Origin of the sequence: Flavobacterium silvaticum, from assembly GCF_012911565.1 — a bacterium.
GTDB classification, from domain to species: domain Bacteria; phylum Bacteroidota; class Bacteroidia; order Flavobacteriales; family Flavobacteriaceae; genus Flavobacterium; species Flavobacterium silvaticum.
On record NZ_JAAMPU010000099.1, the window covers coordinates 74,755 to 94,514 of the forward strand.

Genomic DNA, 19,760 nt, shown 5'->3' on the forward strand with positions numbered 1-19,760 from the left:
AACACGACATGACACTTTTTGATGTTTATCCATTGTATGATATCACTCCGGTAAAGGCTTTCGGGGCAAAGGTTTTTGATGTTAAAGGCCGTGAATTCCTCGATTTTTACGGAGGCCACGGCGTCATTTCAATCGGGCATTCGCATCCGGATTATGTGGCAGCCATTTCAAATCAGGCAGCTAAACTCGGATTCTATTCGAATTCAATCAAAAATCCGTTGCAGGAAGAACTGGCGGCGAAACTCGGGCAACTTTCGGGTTATGAAGACTATACGTTGTTCCTGTGTAATTCCGGGGCCGAAGCGAATGAAAATGCCTTGAAACTGGCTTCTTTCCACACCGGAAAATCCAAAGTCATCGCGTTTTCCAAGAGTTTCCACGGACGGACTTCGGCGGCTGTTGCGGCTACGGATAATAAATCCATCGTGGCTCCAATTAACAATCATGAGGTTGTCTTTCTACCGTTGAATGATGCAAATGCTTTTGTATCTGAAATTTCAAAAGGCGATGCAGCCTGCGTTATCATTGAAGGAATCCAGGGTGTTGGCGGACTCGATGAAGCCGATACTTCTTTCTTCCAGTTGATTTCTGCCGAATGTAAAAAACATAATGTTGTCCTGATCCTCGACGAAATCCAAAGCGGTTACGGCCGAAGCGGAAAATTCTTCGCACATCAATATCATGATATACAACCGGATATCATAAGTGTCGCCAAAGGAATGGGCAACGGTTTTCCGATTGGGGGCATTCTGATTTCACCCGATTTCAAAGCTTCTCACGGATTACTCGGGACTACTTTTGGCGGAAATCACCTGGCTTGTGCTGCGGCGTTATCGGTACTTGATGTGATTCAAAAAGAAAATTTGATTCATGAAGTCAATGCAAAGAATGATTATTTCGTCAAAAAAGCATCGGCATTTCCCGAAGTCAAAAAAGTAAAAGGCCGCGGATTGATGCTCGGGCTCGAATTCGATTTTGAAATTGCAGATTTACGCAAAACCATGATTTACGATCAGGGAATTTTCACCGGGAATGCTTCACAAAAGAATCTGTTGCGCATTTTGCCACCGCTTTCGATCACATTTGAGGAAATCGATTTGTTTTTCGACGGATTGAAACAAGCATTGGCCAAAGTCGCATCGGCACAAAATACATCGGTATGAAAAAATACACTTCCGTAGACGACATCATCGACTTACCCGAACTTTTGGATCTGGCAGCTTCGTTCAAGAAAGAGCCGTTTCAATCGGAACAACTCGGCAAACGCAAAACGATTGGGTTGTTATTTTTCAATCCGAGCCTGCGCACACGATTGAGTACCCAGAAAGCCGCATCAAACCTCGGTATGGAAGCGATGGTCATGAACCTCAATTCAGAAGGCTGGTTGCTCGAATTCGAAGACGGTGTCGTTATGGACGGAACCAAAGCCGAACACATACGTGAAGCCGCAGCCGTCGTTTCCCAATATTGCGACATCCTCGCCGTGCGCAGTTTCCCAACTTTGACCGATAAGGAAAAAGACATGCAGGAATACGTGATTTCGGCTTTCGTCAAATTCGCTTCCGTTCCCGTCATTAGCCTTGAAGGAAGTTCCGAGCATCCGTTGCAGGCACTTGCCGATGCATTGACGATTGCACAATTCAAAAAAACAGACCGGCCGAAAGTCGTGCTGACTTGGGCGCCGCACCCGAAAGCGTTGCCTCACGCCGTTCCGAATTCGTTTGTCAAAATCATGAAAAGATCTGATGTCGATTTTGTGATCGCGAATCCGGAAGGTTATAATCTGGATCCGTCGGTTACGGAAGGAGTCGAAATCCTGCACAACCAAAAAGAAGCTTTTGCCAACGCCGATTTTATCTACGCCAAAAACTGGTCGTCATTTGAAACGTATGGACAGGTTTTGTCTACCGATGAATCCTGGACGGTTTCCGAAAAGCGCATGCGGCTGACCAATGACGCGTATTTCATGCACTGTCTTCCGGTGCGTCGGAATATGATCGTGACCGATGCGGTTTTGGACAGCGACCGGTCTATCGTAATCGAACAGGCAAATAACCGCACTTTTGCGGCTCAGGCGATACTTTCTAAAATGCTTCAGCATGAGTAAACCGAAGCTTTATATTGTAAAAATCGGCGGAAATGTACTCGATGATTCGGAGGCTTTACAACAGGTTTTGTTCGATTTCAGCCAATTGTCCACAGCAAAAATTCTAGTACACGGTGGAGGAAAAATAGCCACGAGATTAGCCGAAAGGTTAGGGGTGAAGCCAGAATTTCACAACGGCCGACGCATTACGACTGCAGAAATGCTCGATATCGCCGTGATGAGTTATGCCGGATTGACCAATAAAAATGTCGTGGCCCGATTGCAATCTTTTGGTGTGAATGCCATTGGATTTTCCGGTGCCGATGGAAGTCTGATCCTATCAAAAAAGCGTCCGGCCGAACCGATTGATTTTGGTTTTGTCGGAGACGTGGAAAAAGTCGATGCTGACTTGCTGAAGAAACTAATCGATTTGAATCTGACCGTGGTTTTTTCAGCCATAACCCACGATGGAAACGGAAATCTGCTCAATACGAATGCCGATACGATTGCCTCTGAAATCGCGATTGCCTTGTCTGAAGCATTCGAAACGGCATTGCTGTATTGCTTTGAAAAACCCGGGGTTTTGCTAGATGGAGACGATGATAGTTCCGTGATTTCAGAATTGCCGCACCCCGATTATAAAAACCTCGTAGAAAACGGGAACGTCCATTCCGGAATGTTGCCTAAATTGGAAAATTGTTTCCATGCTTTACAAGCAGGTGTCGCTGAGGTTCGCGTCGGATCTGCTTTAATGCTGACCGATTCCAAAGCCGGAACAAGAATCAAATTGTGATACCTTTGTCTATGGCCGAAACACAACTCAAAACCCTTTCCGATCAAGCTGTCGATTTACTTAAAAAGCTCATTGAAACCGAATCGTTTTCGTCTGAAGAAGATGGGACTGCGGCACTTATTTCTGATTGGTTTTCCAGACACGACATTCCAATCCACCGTGAAAACCACAACATTTGGGCGTTCAATAAAAACTTCGACAAATCGAAACCGAATATATTGCTGAATTCCCATCACGACACGGTTCGTCCGAATAAAGGCTACACGCTCGATCCGTTCAAAGCCATTGAAAAAGACAGGAAACTTTATGGTTTAGGGAGCAACGATGCTGGCGGATGTCTGGTTTCACTGCTGGCAACCTTCGTATATTTTTATGAGGCTGAAAATCTGCCCTATAATATTATCATGGTCGCTTCTGCCGAAGAAGAAAGCAGCGGGCCGAACGGATTGAACAGCGTCCTGAAAAATCTGCCCGAAATTGAACTCGCTATCGTAGGTGAACCGACCGAAATGCAACTTGCCATCGCCGAAAAAGGATTGTTGGTTTTGGATGTCGATGTCAAAGGAACACCGGGCCACGCGGCACATCCGAACGACGATAATTCCATTTACAATACAATGGAAGTCATCGATTGGTTTAAAAATTACAAATTCGACAAGGTTTCGGATTTGCTTGGGCCAGTAAAAATGACGGTTACACAGATTAATGCGGGCCAGCAACACAATGTGGTTCCGGCGGTTTGTTCGCTTGTTGTCGATATCCGGGTGACGGAAAAATATACGAACCAGGAAATTCTCGACACGGTTCAAAAACATGTCAAAGCCGATGTCAGGCCGCGTTCCATGCATTTGAATCCGTCCGGAATCGATAAAAATCATTTGCTTGTAAAGGCCGGAATCGAAATCGGGAGAAGCACTTATGGATCGCCCACATTGTCGGATCAATCGGTTTTGAGTTGCCAGTCTATAAAACTCGGGCCGGGAAATTCGCTCAGGTCACATTCGGCAGATGAATTTATTTTTATATCTGAAATCTACGAAGGGGTAGAATTATATATCAAAATCCTTAATGGGTTTTTCAATAAAGTCACATCTGCCAAGCCATGAAAATCTGGGAAAAAGGAATTCCGACCAATCAAAAAATCAATGCATTCACTGTTGGAAATGACCGTGAACTCGATTTGCATTTGGCGCAATACGATGCCATAGGATCTATTGCCCAAGCGAAAATGTTGGCTTCTGCCGGATTGATTTCTGCACAAGAATCGGAAAATCTTGTTGCTGCGCTTGAAGAAATTCTGTCGGATATTTCAAACGGAACATTCAAAATCGAGGCTGAGTTTGAAGACGTCCATTCCAAAATAGAATTCCTGCTGATTCAAAAATTGGGTGATGCCGGACGCAAAATCCATACGGCGCGTTCACGGAACGATCAGGTTTTGACGGATATGCATTTGTATCTGAAGGTGGAAATCTCTCACATAAAAAGTCTGGTAAAGGACCTTTTCGATTTGCTCATCAAGCGTGCTTCTGAAGGTAAAGACATATTGATTCCGGGTTATACGCACATGCAGATTGCCATGCCGTCTTCGTTTGGGTTGTGGTTCGCGGGCTATGCCGAAACACTTGTCGATGATGTATCCTTGTTGAACGCGGCCTTCAAAGTTGTAGACCAGAATGCGCTTGGTTCAGGTGCCGGTTATGGAAGTTCTTTTCCAATCGACCGAAAGTTGACCACGGAATTACTCGGTTTTTCAGACCTCAAATACAACCCGATTGCAGCCCAGATGAGTCGGGGGAAATCTGAGAAAATTACATCATTTGCTTTGTCTTCGGTCGCATCGACTTTGTCAAAATTGAGTGATGATATTATTCTGTATGCCAGCCAGAACTTTGGATTTTTATCGTTGCCAGATGATTTGACAACGGGTTCGAGCCTGATGCCACATAAGAAAAACCCGGATGTATTTGAACTGATCCGCGGAAAATCTAATCGGATACAAGCGCTGCCGTACGAAATCACGTTGCTGACGAATAACCTTACGAGTGGCTATCACAGAGATTTCCAGTTGCTCAAAGAAGGTGTTTTTCCGGCAGTCGAGAATCTTAAAAGTTGCCTGGAACTGATGATTTTCGGCTTGGCAAACCTCAAACTGAAAGAAGGGATTTTGTCCGATGAAAAATACAGATTGCTGTTTACGGTCGATGCCTTAAATGAGTTGGTCGCTCAGGGAATCCCGTTTCGTACGGCTTATCAGCAAATTGCAGATGAGGTTCAGTCCGGAACTTTCAAATCGCCCGATGCTACAAGGCATACGCACGAAGGAAGCATCAATAATCTGTGCCTTGAAGAAATCGTCAGGAAGATGGATTCTGAATGCTGATTACCATTCGTTGACCTTGTTCGCATCCATCTTGAGGAAAATGAACAGCAAAATGGTAAAGCCCCATAGTCCGGAACCACCGTATGAAAAGAACGGCAATGGAACGCCGATTGTCGGGAAAACACCCACGACCATGGCGATATTTACAAAGAAGTGCAGGAACAGAATACTGGCTACGCAATAGCCGTAAACCCTGCTGAATTTAGTCTTTTGGCGTTCGGCCAGATAGATGATCCTGAGGAATAATCCCACGAAAAGCGCAATGACCACACAGCATCCGGTAAAGCCCCATTCTTCACCGACCGTAGTGAAAATATAATCGGTATGTTGTTCCGGGACAAATCCGCCTTTGGTCTGTGTGCCTTCGAGATAACCTTTGCCAAACCATCCGCCAGAACCTATTGCGATTTTAGATTGGTTGATGTTGTATCCGATGCCTTTCATATCGACCTGTTTCCCTAACAAAATATTGAAGCGATCGCGGTGGTGCTGCTCAAAGACATTGTCGAAAACATAACTGACGGATAGTGTAAGGACTGCGATTCCAACCAGGATCATTCCGCTTAGGACGTAATTTCTGTCGGCAATGCGACTACGGTAATAAAGCAGGACTGTAATGATGGCCGCAATTAAAATAACGACCCACGATTCCAATACCAGCGAAAGTACAAATACGATTATCCCGACCAAACCTGTCCATAAATACCACGCCGGCAAACCTTCACGGTATAAGACCAAAAAGAAAGCGGCATAAATCAGGGCACTTCCGGGATCGTGCGGAACGATGAGCAACACGGGAAGAAAGATAATTCCGAGAGCCTGTATCTGACGGTTCGTTTGAGCTAAATTGACTTGGACATCACTCAGATATTTGGACAATGCCAATGCGGTAGCGGCTTTGGCGAATTCTGCAGGCTGGAAACTTACGGGGCCGAATTGATACCAGTTGACCTGGCCTTTTATCTCTTTTCCGAAAACGTAAAGACCTGCGAGCAACAACAATCCGACCCCAAAAATAATGACGGCGTATTTCTCATAGAACTTTCCGTCGACGGCAAGAATGACTATGATCAATGGGATCGAAAGAAAAATAAACAGCATTTGTTTGCCGTAGATCTGGCTGAAATCGAATAGTGAACTTTCTTCTATCGGGAGCGAAGACGAATAAATATTGAGCCAGCCCAAAACCACCAGCGTAATGTAAATCAATACGCTGATCCAGTCAATATGATTGCTGATACTCTGGTTTTTCATTGCTAGTTTTCGGCTTCGGGATCTTCTTCGTCCTCTTTGGGTTTTTGTGCGTCGAGCGGTTTCTTCTTGATCAATAAACTGTCGACTTTTGGAGCCTTGCCCGAATATTTGTCGTATTCGCTTTGCAGGCTTCCTTCGAGCATTCGTTTCTCCAAATCGGTACGTGTTATTTTGCGTCGGATGTATTTCTCGATCATCAAACTTGTAATCGGCCCGGCCCAGCGTTTTCCCCAATAGCCATTCTCTACGAATACGGCGATTGCGATTTTAGGATTGTCTTTTGGTGCGAAAGCCACAAAAATCGAGTGATCCTGGAGCTTGGTGCGCTTGCCGTTGATCTTGGCGAAGTTTTCTGCCGTTCCCGTTTTTCCGCAAATCTCAATGCCATCGACTTCCAGGCCGTGAGCTGTTCCGAGGTGATATACATCTGCCAGGCCAGAAATCACGGGTTCGAAATATTTGGGGTCGATGGTGGTTTTATGCTTCGTCGTAAACGCCTTATCGATTTTTTGCCCTTCGATTTTCTTGATGATGTGAGGCGTGTAATAATAACCGCGGTTGGCCACAGCGGCCATCATGTTCGCCAATTGTATCGGCGTGGTTTCGACTTCTCCCTGTCCGATGGCATTCGAAACGATAGTCGTGGCCCGATATTGCCAGTTCGGATAGATTCGTTTGTAGAGTTTGCTGTCAGGTACACGGCCTTTTTTTCCAGTCGGCAAATCGTAACCCATAAAAGAACCGAGGCCGAAACTCTTGACGTGTTTGTTCCAGACATCAACAGCGACAGGTGTTTTTGCGTATTTGTTGATCGTCTTCATGTAGACGCTCGCAAAATAGGTGTTGCACGAATTGAAAATCCCATTGTGCAGCATGGAAACACCCGAATCGTGGCATTTCATAAACCTGCCGCGCGCATAACTGAAACCATGATGACATACAAACGATGTGTTTTCATCTATGACTTGTTCCTGCAAACCGACCAATCCGGTTAAGATTTTAAAGGGAGAACCAGGTGGATATTGGGCCAGTAAACCTCTGTCATATAAAGGTTTTGCAATGGAGTCGTTGTATAATTTAGTGTAATTTCGTGATCGTTCGCGCCCGACCAACAAAGCCGGATCATAGGATGGAGCCGTAACCAAAGCAAGTATTTCCCCTGTTTTTGGCTCTATGGCGACAATTCCACCACGTTTGTTGATCATCAATTCCTCTCCGTATTTCTGGAGTTCGGCATCAATCGAAAGCGTAATGTCTTCGCCTTGACGGGCAATGGTATCGAAACGGCCTTCTTTGTACGCGCCGATTTCACGGTTGAATTTATCTTTTTGGATGTATTTTACGCCTTTGATCCCACGCAGTTCCTTTTCATAACTTTGTTCGACACCTTGTTTGCCAATCAAATCCCCGCTGTTGTAGTACGGATTATTCTTAATGATTTTGTCGTTGACCTGAGTGATGAACCCAAAAACATTCGCGCCCATATTCACCTGATAATCGCGCAACGATCGTTTCTGGATGTAAAATCCCTGAAACTTGCGTACTTTTTCCTGGAAAGCGGCAAATTCTTTTTTATTCAGTTGCGGAAGAAAAACAGACGGAAGCCTCGGTGAAAAGACTTTTGCCTTTTTGATGCGTTCCACAAAAAAAGATTTGGGGATATTGAGCAGCTGGCAGAATTCAAGCGTATCGATATTTTTCATCTCGCGCGGAATGACCATGATATCGTAAGACGGCTGGTTCGCGACGAGCAGTTTTCCGTATCGGTCATAAATGTAACCGCGTTCGGGATAATCGTATTGGATCTTGATGGCGTTGTTGTCTGATTTCAGCTTCAGCTCTTCATCAATGACCTGCAGATAGAACAGCCGGATAAGAATAAGTATCGTAGCGATAAAAATCAGCGTTGGAATCAGCACTTTTCTCATCGTCTCGACGGTTTGAACATGTAAATCAGGATGATGCAGACCAGGATCGTAAATACCGTGCTGCACAACGTCCGCAGTAAAACTTCCCAGAAAAGTACCAGGCGGAACACTTCAAGCAGAAACATGGTAAAATGGTGGACGACGACAGAAATCAGAATAAAGGAGAAACGTTCCGGTGTCAGGACATCGTCAAGCCGAACGGTCTGATATTCATAACTGAGCCCGAAAGAAAACTTGAAAATCCCCGGCCTAAAATAGGCAAGAACCAAACAGGCCGCTGCATGTACTCCACCCGAATTCGAAAACATATCCATCAAAATACCAAGCAGAAAACTTACGGCAAGCAATACGTTTCGGTTTCCGTTCACGGGATACAGCATGATGAACAGGATGTACGGAAAAGAGGTAATAAACCCGAACAATGTGAGGTTGTTGAAAATAACGACCTGAGCCGCAATCAGCAGAAAGAAACGGATGATATTGAAAATTACCGTACTATTCATTCGGCTGGGATTGTTTTTCGAGCGTCAGGATTTCTTCGCGGTCTTTGCTTTTGATTACATACACGTAACCCAGATTGGTCATATCATTGAACAATTTGATTTCGAGCGTGTAGTAATTCGTCTCGTTATCAGTGTAGATTTTTGAGATGGTTCCGATGTTGATGTTCGCCGGAAAAATCACCGATTGTCCGCCAGTCACAATCGTATCGCCTTTTCGGACCGATGCAAGACGCGGCACATCAATCAGCTGGACAAAACCAGTATTCTTTCCGTTCCAGACCAAAGACCCAAAGTGGTTCGACTTCTTGATTTTCGCGTTGATCTTGGACTGGGTATTCAAAATGCTGACAACCGTAGCATAATTCGCAGATGTATGATCGACAATCCCGACGATTCCCTGGCTGTTGACTACGCCCATATCTGCCTTGATTCCGGATGTCGCGCCTTTGTCAAGCGTCAGGAAGTTTTCAGGTACGGTGTAGGAGTTCTTGACGACTTTGGCCACGACGACATCCACTTTCCTGACCCCTTTGATCGTATCGACAACCGGAGCTTTCGCGGTATCGGCCTCGTTGAAAAGCATACGGCGCAAACTGGCGTTCTCTTTTGCCAGCGCGTCGTTCTGGGTCTTAAGGTGGAAATATTCGTTGACCGAATTGATCTGTTCATACACGCCGCCCGTCACAAAATTCGCCGATGAAATCACCTTGCTTTTGTGGTACGAATGCGCCTGAATGGTCAATCCGAGGGAAATCCCTAAAAGCAGTAAAAACAGCAACTTATGGCTGTTTTTATAGATAAAGGAAAATATCTGCTGCATGGATTGCCGGGCTAAAATCCGAGTTCAAAATGAGACTGGAATTGGTCAGGCTGCTATTGAAACTGGATTCTGTTGATTTGTTCTATTTTATAAGGATGCTTCTGAATTTCGGGATATTCTTAAGCGCCATTCCGGTACCGCGAACTACCGCACGTAACGGATCTTCGGCAATATACACCGGAAGGTCTGTCTTTAGCGAAATCCTTTTGTCAAGCCCGCGCAACATAGATCCGCCGCCGGCAAGATAAATACCGGTGTTGTAAATATCGGCAGCAAGTTCCGGAGGTGTCTGTGACAAGGTTTCCATTACGGCATCTTCAATACGCTGGATCGATTTATCGAGTGCTTTTGCGATTTCGCGGTAAGATACATCTACCTGTTTCGGTTTACCCGTAAGCAAGTCACGTCCCTGTACCGACATATCATCCGGCGGTGTTTCCAAATCTTCGACAGCAGCACCAACGGTGATCTTGATTTTCTCAGCGGTGCTTTCACCCACAAAAAGGTTGTGCTGCGTCCGCATGTAATATACAATGTCGTTCGTAAAAACGTCACCTGCAATCTTGACCGATTTGTCGCAGACGATTCCGCCCAAAGCGATAACTGCAATCTCAGTTGTTCCACCACCAATGTCGACAATCATGTTTCCTTTCGGTTGCATAATATCGATACCGATACCGATTGCAGCGGCCATAGGCTCATGTATCAGGTATACTTCTTTTCCGTTCACGCGCTCGCAGCTTTCCTTTACTGCCCGCATTTCCACTTCGGTGATGCCTGATGGAATACAAACCACCATGCGAAGTGCCGGGGTGAACATACGTTTTTTCAAAGCCGGAATGGACTTGATGAACATCGAGATCATTTTCTCCGATGCATCGAAATCTGCAATAACCCCATCTTTAAGCGGACGGATCGTTTTGATGTTTTCGTGGGTTTTTCCCTGCATCATGTTCGCCTCTTTCCCAACGGCGATTATCTTGGAAGAGACACGGTCGCGTGCCACTATAGATGGACTGTCAATGACGACTTTGTCGTTGTGTATGATGAGTGTATTCGCGGTACCGAGGTCAATCGCGATATCCTCTGTCATGAAATCAAAAAATCCCATTTAGTAAGGCGGGTTTTATGTTATGTTTAATTGTCTGCAAAGTTAGTTAAATGTCTAATGTCGAACGTCGAATGTCGAATGAATTTTTAACGATTGCAAAATGTTATTTATTAATTCAGATCGGAAGTTGAAAAGTTCGGAAGATCGGAAGTTCTGTCCGTAATAGTCTCCCGATCTTCCGATCTCCCTAACTCCAAACTTAATGTTTAAAATGTCTCGTTCCGGTGAATACCATCGCCATCCCATTCGCATTGCAATAATCAATGCTCAATTCATCCTTGATAGAACCGCCCGGTTGGATTACAGCAGTGATTCCGGCGTTATGCGCCAGTTCCACACAATCCGGGAACGGGAAAAACGCATCGCTCGCCATCACCGCGCCTTCCAGGCTGAAACCGAAAGAATGTGCTTTCTCCACAGCCTGACGCAATGCATCCACACGTGATGTCTGTCCGGTGCCCGAAGCCAGCAATTGTCCGTTTTTGGCAAAAACAATCGTATTCGATTTGGTATTCTTACACACTTTCGACGCAAATAGCAGGTCATCTATTTCAGTTGCCGTCGGAGCCTTTACGGTAACGGTCTTTAGTTGCTCTTTAGTATCGGTCGCGTCATTCCTGTCCTGGACCAGAATTCCGTTCAAGGCTGTACGAACCTGTGATTTAGGTAATTCCACTTCGTGCTGAACCAATAAAATCCGGTTCTTTTTTTCACTGAGCAATGCCACGGCATCATCTGAAAATGACGGTGCGATAACCACTTCGCAAAACAAGCTGTGTATTTCACGTGCGGTTTCAACGTCTATGTTTCCGTTGGCAATCAAAACACCGCCAAATGCTGAAGTCGGATCTGCCGCCAATGCATCGAGATACGCTTCACGCATGGTGCTTCTTGTGGCAATTCCGCAAGCGTTGTTGTGCTTCAAAATGGCAAACGTCGGTTCGTTGTTTTTGAATTCAGCGATCAGGTTCACCGCAGCATCAACATCGAGCAGGTTGTTGTATGACAATTCCTTTCCGTTGAGTTTGGTGAACATCGCATCGAAATCGCCAAAGAAAAAACCTTTCTGGTGCGGGTTTTCACCGTAGCGCAACACTTGTCCGTTCGCGTAACTCTGTTTGAAAATGGTGTCGTCCGTATTGAAATAATTGAAAATCGCCGAATCGTAATGAGACGAAATGTGGAACGCCTGGGTCGCATATTTCTTGCGGTCTTCCAAAGACGTTTCCCCATTCTTTTGGGTAATCAGGTCAAGGAACGATTGGTATTGATCAACAGACGAAACAATCAGCGTGTCCTTGAAATTCTTTGCAGCCGCACGGATTAATGAGATGCCGCCTATATCAATCTTTTCGATGATATCCTGTTCCGAAGCGCCCGATGCCACCGTCTTTTCAAACGGGTACAGATCGACGATCACCAAATCAATCTGCGGAATGCCGTATGCCTCCATTTCCTGTACGTCACCATCGTGATCCTGACGGTTCAGGATTCCACCAAAAATCTTCGGGTGCAACGTTTTGACGCGTCCGCCTAAAATTGAGGGATATGAAGTCACATCTTCTACCGCGATTACAGGAATGTCGAGGTTTTTCAGGAAATCTTCCGTTCCTCCGGTGGAATAAAAAACGACGTTTTGTTCGTGGAGTTTACGTACGATCGGCTCAAGGCCCTCTTTAGAAAATACGGAAATCAGTGCTGATTTGATGGTTTTTTCGCTGCTCATTTTGTGTTGTGTGTAAAGGTGCAAAAGTACATTTTTTAATGGCATAATCCGCAGCGATTTATTGGCAAAATCCAAAAAAAATAAGCCCGTTTTTTCATTAGGTTTTTGCCTCCAAAATGCCCATTTTTACAATTCAGATTTTTCATCAGATGCTGTTGTATTTCCGCCTGCTCAGCGAGAGCTTCACCTTTGCCATGAATGCCTTGCGCAACAATAAATTGCGTACGCTGCTTTCGCTTTTAGGCGTCACCATTGGAATATTTTCAATAATTGCGGTACTTACGGCAGTAGATTCGCTTGACCGGAAAATCAAGGCAGATCTTTCGGCTCTCGACAAAAACACCATTTACCTGACAAGCGTTTCATTCGGGCCTACCGATGTGCCGGAGTGGAAGCGCGAGCAATTCCCCAAGATGAAATTCGAGGAATACCAGTTCCTCAAGTCGGATTTGCAGCATGCCGAGAATTTCTGTTTCCAGCTTTTCGTCGGACGCCAATCAATAAAACACGACAACAAAACCACCGAAGACCTCAATATGGTTCCGGTTACGAATGAATTCGCCGATATCCAGAAACTCGAATTCGAATCGGGGCGCTTCTTCAACGAATCGGAATCGAATTCAGGCAATACAGTGGTCATCATAGGCTTTGAAGTAGCAAAGACCCTGTTCGACGATGCCGATCCAATAGGGCAGAATGTGCGTATTTATGGCAAAAGATTCACCGTAATCGGCGTACTTAAAAAACAAGGGAACAATTTCAATCCGGGAGACAGCAATGATACGTCGGCTTTCCTGCCATCGAATTTTATCAGAAAGACATTCGGCGATAATAACGATGCGATGCTTCCTGTGGTCGTCATCAAGCCGGAAAAAGGTGTCGATATGGAAGAACTCAAGGCCGAAATCCGCCAGAAATTACGCAACATGAGAGGGCTTCGGGCCGAAGATATAGACAATTTTTTCATCAACGTACTCGCCGGTCTGACCGATATGATAGACGGCATCATCGGCATTCTCAATATGGGCGGTTGGATCATATCCGGATTCTCGCTTCTTGTCGGAGGCTTCGGGATTGCCAACATCATGTTCGTATCGGTGAAAGAACGTACCAATCTTATTGGAATCCAGAAATCACTCGGGGCCAAAAACAGATTCATCTTATTCCAGTTTTTGTTTGAGGCCGTGATCCTTTCCTTTTTCGGAGGCGCCATCGGGATATTCCTCGTCTGGATCATTTCAATGGCCCTGACCAAAATGCTCGACTTTGAGTTTGTTCTCGGTTTGGGCAACATCCTTTTGGGAAGCGGGCTTTCGATTGCCATTGGTCTGGTATCAGGTATTATTCCGGCTATTTCTGCCTCTCGTCTCGACCCTGTTGAAGCCATCCGGACAGGGATGTAGCCCTTATTCTTTAAGAAGTGACTTCAATTCGACTATTTTCTCTTCTGCGGAATCTATATTGATGAATCCACGTCTTGGCCGGTCAAGATCCAGGATCAAAAACACGGTAAGTGCGGTCATTAGGGCAAAACCACAAACGACCATGTAATTCATGCGTTTGTTCGAATTCCCATAACCTACCACAAAGCTTCCGGTCAGTATCAACACGAAAAGGAGCCACACAATAGAATCCGGAACCGTCTTGTTCTTGATTTCGTCACGTGTCGTAACCGTATCTATCATGGCATTTACAGCCGGCACCATTTGGTTCGAGCGGAACATATTTGCAGGGTTTTGTGACGCATTTGAAACGATTTTCCAAATTTGTGCGGCATATTGGTTTGTTTTTTCCTGAGCCTTGTCGATTTTTTTCCGGTCGATCCCAGCGTTCTTGTAGGCGATCCGCGCATTTATGTAATGGCTGAAGTTTTCCCGCAACGGCTTTCGTATCGAATCCGGATACAGGTCGCACCGCAACAGGGCTGTACCGATATCATTCGCTTCCTGAACGATTACCTGCCTGCGGTCGTCATATCTCGAGGCCGACATCCCGAAAGTAAATGACAGCAGCAAGGCGAGCAAGCCTAAAAGCGAACCTTCTATGGCGCCAATTCCTTCCTGTGCCGAGTCTGGGTTTTTCGCTATCTCTTTCCTGCGTAAATAGTGCCCGAGCCAATTTGCAACAACGATCAGTACAAATAAAAAAATGGAAATGACCGCGGTCGGGGTTTGGTAAAGCAACGAGTCGTTCATGGGTTTGTCGTTTGATTATGAGTAGATTGAATATACATAAAAAAACGAATCCCTATGTCTGGTATTTATTTCTTGGAGCCAATCCGGCCCGCCACTGCTAGTCCTCGCCATAAACAACCATTTTAAAAGTCGTGACGCGAGCTCCGTTGTCGCTGCATCTCTCGTTTAAAATGATGTTGTTCCCGGCTGTGGGCTATCCGTTTTGGTCCGGGCTAGGGCTGTCTTGATAACCGAACCTATCGGGAATAAAAAAGCCGACTTTTAAAAGTCGGCTTTTGAAATGTATTTTCCGGGAAATTATCGTATCGGTTGATCCTGGATCAAATCAAGGAACAGGTTTACCTTGTTCTTAAGTTCCTTACGGGGTGTAATGAAATCGAGGAAACCGTGTTCCAAAACGAATTCTGCGGTCTGGAAACCTTCCGGCAAATCTTTTCCGGTAGTATCCTTAACCACACGCGGTCCTGCAAATCCTATCAACGCTCCCGGTTCAGAGATGTTGATGTCGCCAAGCATGGCATAAGAAGCCGTAGTTCCGCCCGTAGTGGGATCTGTACAAAGTGAGATATACGGAATCTGGGCGTCGGCCAACTGGGCCAGTTTTGCAGATGTTTTGGCAAGCTGCATCAGTGAATATGCCGCTTCCATCATACGCGCGCCTCCAGATTTCGAGATCATCAAAAACGGAATGCGGTTCTTGATCGAATGGTCGATTCCCCTTGCGATTTTTTCGCCTACAACGGCACCCATCGAACCACCTATGAACGCAAAGTCCATACAGCAAATCACTAAATCCTTGCCTTTGGATTTTCCAACCCCCGTGCGTACGGCATCTTTGAGTTTGGTTTTTTCCTGGGCATCTTTCAATCGATCGCTGTATTTTTTGGTATCGACAAAATGGAGCGTGTCTTTAGAAGTGATGTTCTTGTCGAGTTCGGTGAATTCGTTATTGTCGAACAAAATCTCGAAATACTCCTTGCTTCCGATGCGGACATGGAAATCATCTTCAGGGCTTACGTATAGGTTGCGGGCCAACTCGTCTGAATCGATGATTTTTCCTGTCGGCGATTTATACCACAAACCTTTCGGAACGTCTTTTTTGTCTTCGGTCGCGGTCTGTATTCCTTTTTCCGTTCTTTTAAACCAAGCCATAGTTTGATGAATAATTACTAATTAATAATGAACAATTAAAACCTGGATAATTATTCATTATTAATTATTCATTGTTAATTATAAAACGTTTACGTTGTTCAAATCGGCGAAAGCCTCTTCCAGACGTTTGTTGAATGTCTTTTCACCTTCACGAAGCCATACGCGTGGGTCGTAGAACTTCTTGTTCGGCGCGTCGGAACCTGTCGGGTTTCCAATCTGGGTACGCAGGTAGTCGATCTTGTCCACCATATAATCGCGGATTCCTTCAGTCAAAGCAAACTGTAAATCGGTATCGATGTTCATTTTGATCACTCCGTAAGAGATTGCTTCGCGGATTTCCTCGACCGTAGAACCTGAACCTCCGTGGAATACAAAGTCTACCGGGTTTTTGTCAAGGTTGTGTTTTTGTTGGATATAATCCTGTGAATCGCGAAGGATTGTAGGAGTCAGCTTCACGTTACCAGGCTTGTACACGCCGTGGACATTTCCAAAGGCAGCAGCAACGGTAAAACGCGGCGATACTTTGCTCAGTTCAGAGAAAGCGTAATCCACATCTTCCGGCGTAGAATACAATTCCGAATGATCGACACCTGAATTATCGACGCCATCTTCTTCGCCACCCGTAATTCCAAGTTCGATTTCGAGTGTCATGCCCATTTTGGACATTCTTTCCAGATAGGTTTTGCAGGTTTCGATGTTTTCGTGCATCGGCTCTTCGCTAAGGTCGAGCATATGAGATGAGAATAACGGTTTTCCGGTTTCGGCGAAATGTTTCTCACTGGCGTCCAAAAGGCCATCGACCCAAGGAAGTAATTTTTTGGCACAATGGTCTGTGTGGAGAATTACGGTAGCTCCGTAAGCTTCAGCCAACGTGTGGATGTGTTTTGCTCCGGCAATTGCTCCAAGGATAGATGCATGCTGTCCGTCGTTAGACAAACCTTTTCCGGCGTTGAATTGGGCACCTCCGTTGGAAAATTGGATAATTACAGGTGCTTTTAGCTTGGCAGCGGTTTCAAGAACTCCGTTGATCGTGTCAGATCCGGTTACGTTTACAGCCGGAAGTGCGAAGCCTTTTTCTTTAGCGTACCGGAAGATTTCCTGTACCTGATCGCCGGTAGCCACACCGGGTTTGATGTTATGGGCCATGTTTTGTCTAATTTTAAGGGTGTAAAAATAAGCAATTATATCAAATGCGACTTTGTTTTTTGATTCCCTTTCAAATGCGTGTCAGAAAGGATAATTGATACCGATGTTCAAAACAGATTTGGACAGGTTGTAATTGCGGAACCATTTGCTTCCTTCGTATATGGATGGTTCGTAGGTTTTGAATCCAACATCGAGACGGACGACAAAAAAGGTAAAGTCATAACGGAAACCAACTCCGGAACCAATGGCCAGATCGGTCAGTGATGACAAACCATTGAAGGTATAGCGTTCGTCTTCCACATTGTCCAGCACGTTCCAGATGTTGCCCGCATCCACAAAGAAAGCCGAATACAAATCGCCGAACAAGTGGAAACGGAACTCGGCATTGAGTGCGATTTTCATGTTGGCTTCGTTAAAATCATTCACCGCTCCGCTTGTTCCGGGGCCAAGTGCATACGATTGCCAGCCGCGGTTGTCATTGGATCCACCGGCAAAATAACTTCGGGAAAACGGAATGCTGTTCGCGTTTCCGTACGGAATTGCAACTCCGCCAAAAGCACGCATGGCCAGGACTTTTTTGCGTCCGAGGTCAAAATGCTTGATGTATTCGAGTTCGCCTTTTAAGTATTGTGAATATTCGATGTCAAAAATGGTGTTGTTCCCGTTTTGGTTTTTAAGCTGCTTGGATGCGCTGGCTATGACCGAGAGGAAATTTCCGGCCGACTCGATTTTGGTCCGAAGCGAATAAAATGTATTGTCCAGCAGATCTGTTTTCGTCGTCATCGAATAACTGAAGCTTGAAGCGAAAATCAGGTTGTTTTCGGTCAGACGCTGGCGGCGTTCCTCAATGCTCCGGACAGTGCTGTAATCGGAACTGCTTAATGGAATCGCATCGGAAGCACCTAAGGCATCCGTCGTAAAACCCGTAGTTCCGGATTCGATGATGAGGTTTCCGTCCGAGTTGAAATAGGCCGGGTTGACGTTTGCCGAATTGTCCTGTGCAATTTTATTCAACGCATCATAAGAGGATTTATAGACCTCGAAATAATTCCCAGGATTCAGGTTCTTTACATATTGGATATTGAACAGGTCGAAACGGGCGCTGTTGAAACGTTTCGGTGTCCATGAATAGGCAAATGAACTCGTGAAATTCTGTTTGTCAAGCCCGATGTTCTGTTGTTTGGCATAGCCAAGGCTGATTACCGTTGACGGAATCATGCGTTTGGGAAGGATGCTTTCGGTTTTGATCGGCAGCAATACACGAGGAAACGAAAGCTTTAAATCGCCCCCGTATTCAGATACGTTAAAGAAACTGTCGTTCGGGTTGGCCAAATCCTTGGAAGAGCCTATGTTGCCGCGCGCAGAAAGTTCGAGTGTTTCGGCTCCGTTGAATACATTCCGGATTGTTACCGATGTCGAGCCCGCAATACCAAAATCCTGTATATTGGAATGTGTCACGTCAAGGCTGGCTCCAAAGCTGTATTTTTTTCTCGGAACAAGGAAAATGTTCGCAATGAGCGATTCTCCTTTTGGGTCGCGCGGATCTTCCTGATATTGGATCGTAGGATAATTGAAAACCCGCAGGTTACTCAGGTAGCGCGATGTAACCGTAGTACGCCAGTCGGCGAAGGTGCTTCCCGGAGCAATAAAGACGGCGTCTGTAATCGCTTTTGGCCGATATTTGAGTTTTTGGTAGGCGTAGAGGTTGAAATTATTATAGGTGACGCTGTCCTTTATGTTTTCCTTATTCTTACCCAAAGTGGCATCGGTGTAGATATTGACCTGGCTGACCTTGTATTTTTTGAACGGCATCGAATAGGTGGAATCGCCAACGCGGTAGGTGTAGTCATCGATAATCATTTCCGAATGCGCCTTGTGTCCCGTGTCTACCGTATCGATGTCATATTTGACATAATTCTGCTGGAAATGAAAAATCCCGTTGTTGCGGAATAAAGTGTTGAGCCTCAGTTTCTCGGCATCGAAATCTTCACTGTTGAATTGTTTTCCGCTTTTTAGTGCCGACGCCTCTTTGGTCGCCTGAAACATCGAATCCAATATGGGGGAACTGATGCTTTGCGTCAATGAATCCAGAATATAAGGCTCGCTCGTGGTAACCGTATACACCACTTTTGCCTTTTTGGGTGCCGTCGAATCTATGGCTGCGCTGATTTTTGCATTGAAAAAACCTTTGTTGAAATAATGTCCTTTAAGACGCAACACAGATTTGTCGATGCTTTTCTGGTCTACGATCACCGGCGGTTCTCCAACTTTGCGAAGCATTTCGTGCACGCCATAATAATAAAAGGATTTGCCCAGACGCGCTACCTGCTTTTTAGATAAGATGGTAGACAATCGTTCGTATTTGCGTGGGTTGCCGCTGAATTTCGCCTTAAACGTAGAGTCGGGGTTTGGATTGGCCAGATTGTATAGGTTGAGCCGAAGTCTGTATCCGAGCAAATCTGAATTGGGTTTACGAACCATGAGGTTTTCGAGTTCCTCCGTATTCGACTTTTTGCCGTTGACGACAAACTCGTTTTTGGTAAGCAATTTTTGGCTTTTGGGAACGCGCCTCACCGAATCACAGGAAAATGCAAGCAGCACTGTAAGGATAATTAACGCTACTTTTGCTGGGGCATGTTTCAAAACGACTCAAAGATTTAGGC

At 45.4% G+C, this 19,760-nt stretch carries 16 protein-coding genes; 6 read left to right on the plus strand and 10 right to left on the minus strand.

Annotated elements, in window-relative coordinates:
• Positions 1–8 precede the first annotated feature (8 nt).
• Genes G6047_RS04025 through argH form a run of 5 tightly spaced genes read left to right on the plus strand, consistent with a single transcriptional unit; the run spans position 9 to position 5,262 of the window.
• Entirely contained in the window at positions 9–1,163 is a 1,155-nt protein-coding gene (locus G6047_RS04025) for an aspartate aminotransferase family protein (RefSeq protein WP_169526196.1), read from the plus strand.
• Positions 1,160–2,107: an N-acetylornithine carbamoyltransferase gene (locus tag G6047_RS04030; RefSeq protein ID WP_169526197.1), complete on the plus strand. Its 948-nt coding sequence runs from the start codon at positions 1,160–1,162 to the stop codon at positions 2,105–2,107. The genes G6047_RS04025 and G6047_RS04030 overlap by 4 nt, the downstream gene beginning before the upstream one ends.
• Positions 2,100–2,879, plus strand: a complete 780-nt coding sequence (gene argB / locus G6047_RS04035) for an acetylglutamate kinase (RefSeq protein ID WP_169526198.1) — start codon at positions 2,100–2,102, stop codon at positions 2,877–2,879. Before G6047_RS04030 ends, argB begins: the two co-directional genes overlap by 8 nt.
• 11 nt (positions 2,880–2,890) lie before the next feature.
• Entirely contained in the window at positions 2,891–3,985 is a 1,095-nt protein-coding gene (locus G6047_RS04040; RefSeq protein WP_169526199.1) for a M20 family metallo-hydrolase, read from the plus strand.
• Positions 3,982–5,262, plus strand: coding sequence for an argininosuccinate lyase (gene argH / locus G6047_RS04045; RefSeq protein ID WP_169526200.1), 1,281 nt, complete (start codon positions 3,982–3,984; stop codon positions 5,260–5,262). Before G6047_RS04040 ends, argH begins: the two co-directional genes overlap by 4 nt.
• On the opposite strand, the gene rodA is transcribed toward argH, so the two are convergent.
• The 6 genes from rodA to purH form a co-directional block, all read right to left on the minus strand.
• Positions 5,263–6,516, minus strand: coding sequence for a rod shape-determining protein RodA (rodA, locus tag G6047_RS04050; protein WP_169526201.1), 1,254 nt, complete (start codon positions 6,514–6,516; stop codon positions 5,263–5,265).
• A gap of 2 nt (positions 6,517–6,518) precedes the next feature.
• Positions 6,519–8,444 (minus strand): penicillin-binding protein 2, encoded by a 1,926-nt coding sequence (gene mrdA, locus G6047_RS04055; RefSeq protein ID WP_169526202.1) that lies wholly within the window; start codon positions 8,442–8,444, stop codon positions 6,519–6,521.
• Positions 8,441–8,947, minus strand: coding sequence for a rod shape-determining protein MreD (locus G6047_RS04060; RefSeq protein ID WP_169526203.1), 507 nt, complete (start codon positions 8,945–8,947; stop codon positions 8,441–8,443). The genes mrdA and G6047_RS04060 overlap by 4 nt, the downstream gene beginning before the upstream one ends.
• A complete protein-coding gene (gene mreC / locus G6047_RS04065) occupies positions 8,940–9,767 on the minus strand; it encodes a rod shape-determining protein MreC (protein ID WP_169526204.1) in 828 nt (275 codons plus the stop codon). The genes G6047_RS04060 and mreC overlap by 8 nt, the downstream gene beginning before the upstream one ends.
• Positions 9,768–9,849: 82 nt before the next feature.
• Positions 9,850–10,878 (minus strand): rod shape-determining protein, encoded by a 1,029-nt coding sequence (locus G6047_RS04070; RefSeq protein ID WP_169526205.1) that lies wholly within the window; start codon positions 10,876–10,878, stop codon positions 9,850–9,852.
• 199 nt (positions 10,879–11,077) lie between these two features.
• The gene (purH, locus tag G6047_RS04075) at positions 11,078–12,604 is read right to left on the minus strand and encodes a bifunctional phosphoribosylaminoimidazolecarboxamide formyltransferase/IMP cyclohydrolase (RefSeq protein WP_169526206.1); all 1,527 of its coding nucleotides are present in this window, start codon (positions 12,602–12,604) and stop codon (positions 11,078–11,080) included.
• Positions 12,605–12,753: 149 nt separating this feature from the next.
• Here purH and G6047_RS04080 point away from each other — a divergent pair, with 149 nt between their 5' ends.
• Complete coding sequence (locus tag G6047_RS04080; RefSeq protein ID WP_169526207.1) at positions 12,754–14,007, plus strand: ABC transporter permease; 1,254 nt, start codon at positions 12,754–12,756, stop codon at positions 14,005–14,007.
• 3 nt (positions 14,008–14,010) lie between these two features.
• On the opposite strand, the gene G6047_RS04085 is transcribed toward G6047_RS04080, so the two are convergent.
• The 4 genes from G6047_RS04085 to tamL all read right to left on the minus strand — a co-directional run bounded on the left by G6047_RS04085 (position 14,011) and on the right by tamL (position 19,740).
• Entirely contained in the window at positions 14,011–14,799 is a 789-nt protein-coding gene (locus tag G6047_RS04085; RefSeq protein ID WP_169526208.1) for a bestrophin-like domain, read from the minus strand.
• Between the two features lie 297 nt (positions 14,800–15,096).
• Positions 15,097–15,951 (minus strand): acetyl-CoA carboxylase, carboxyltransferase subunit beta, encoded by an 855-nt coding sequence (accD, locus tag G6047_RS04090; RefSeq protein WP_169526209.1) that lies wholly within the window; start codon positions 15,949–15,951, stop codon positions 15,097–15,099.
• Positions 15,952–16,029: 78 nt separating this feature from the next.
• Complete coding sequence (gene fbaA, locus G6047_RS04095; protein ID WP_169526210.1) at positions 16,030–17,097, minus strand: class II fructose-bisphosphate aldolase; 1,068 nt, start codon at positions 17,095–17,097, stop codon at positions 16,030–16,032.
• Between the two features lie 81 nt (positions 17,098–17,178).
• Positions 17,179–19,740, minus strand: a complete 2,562-nt coding sequence (tamL, locus tag G6047_RS04100; RefSeq protein WP_211165375.1) for a translocation and assembly module lipoprotein TamL — start codon at positions 19,738–19,740, stop codon at positions 17,179–17,181.
• Between the last annotated feature and the right edge of the window lie 20 nt (positions 19,741–19,760).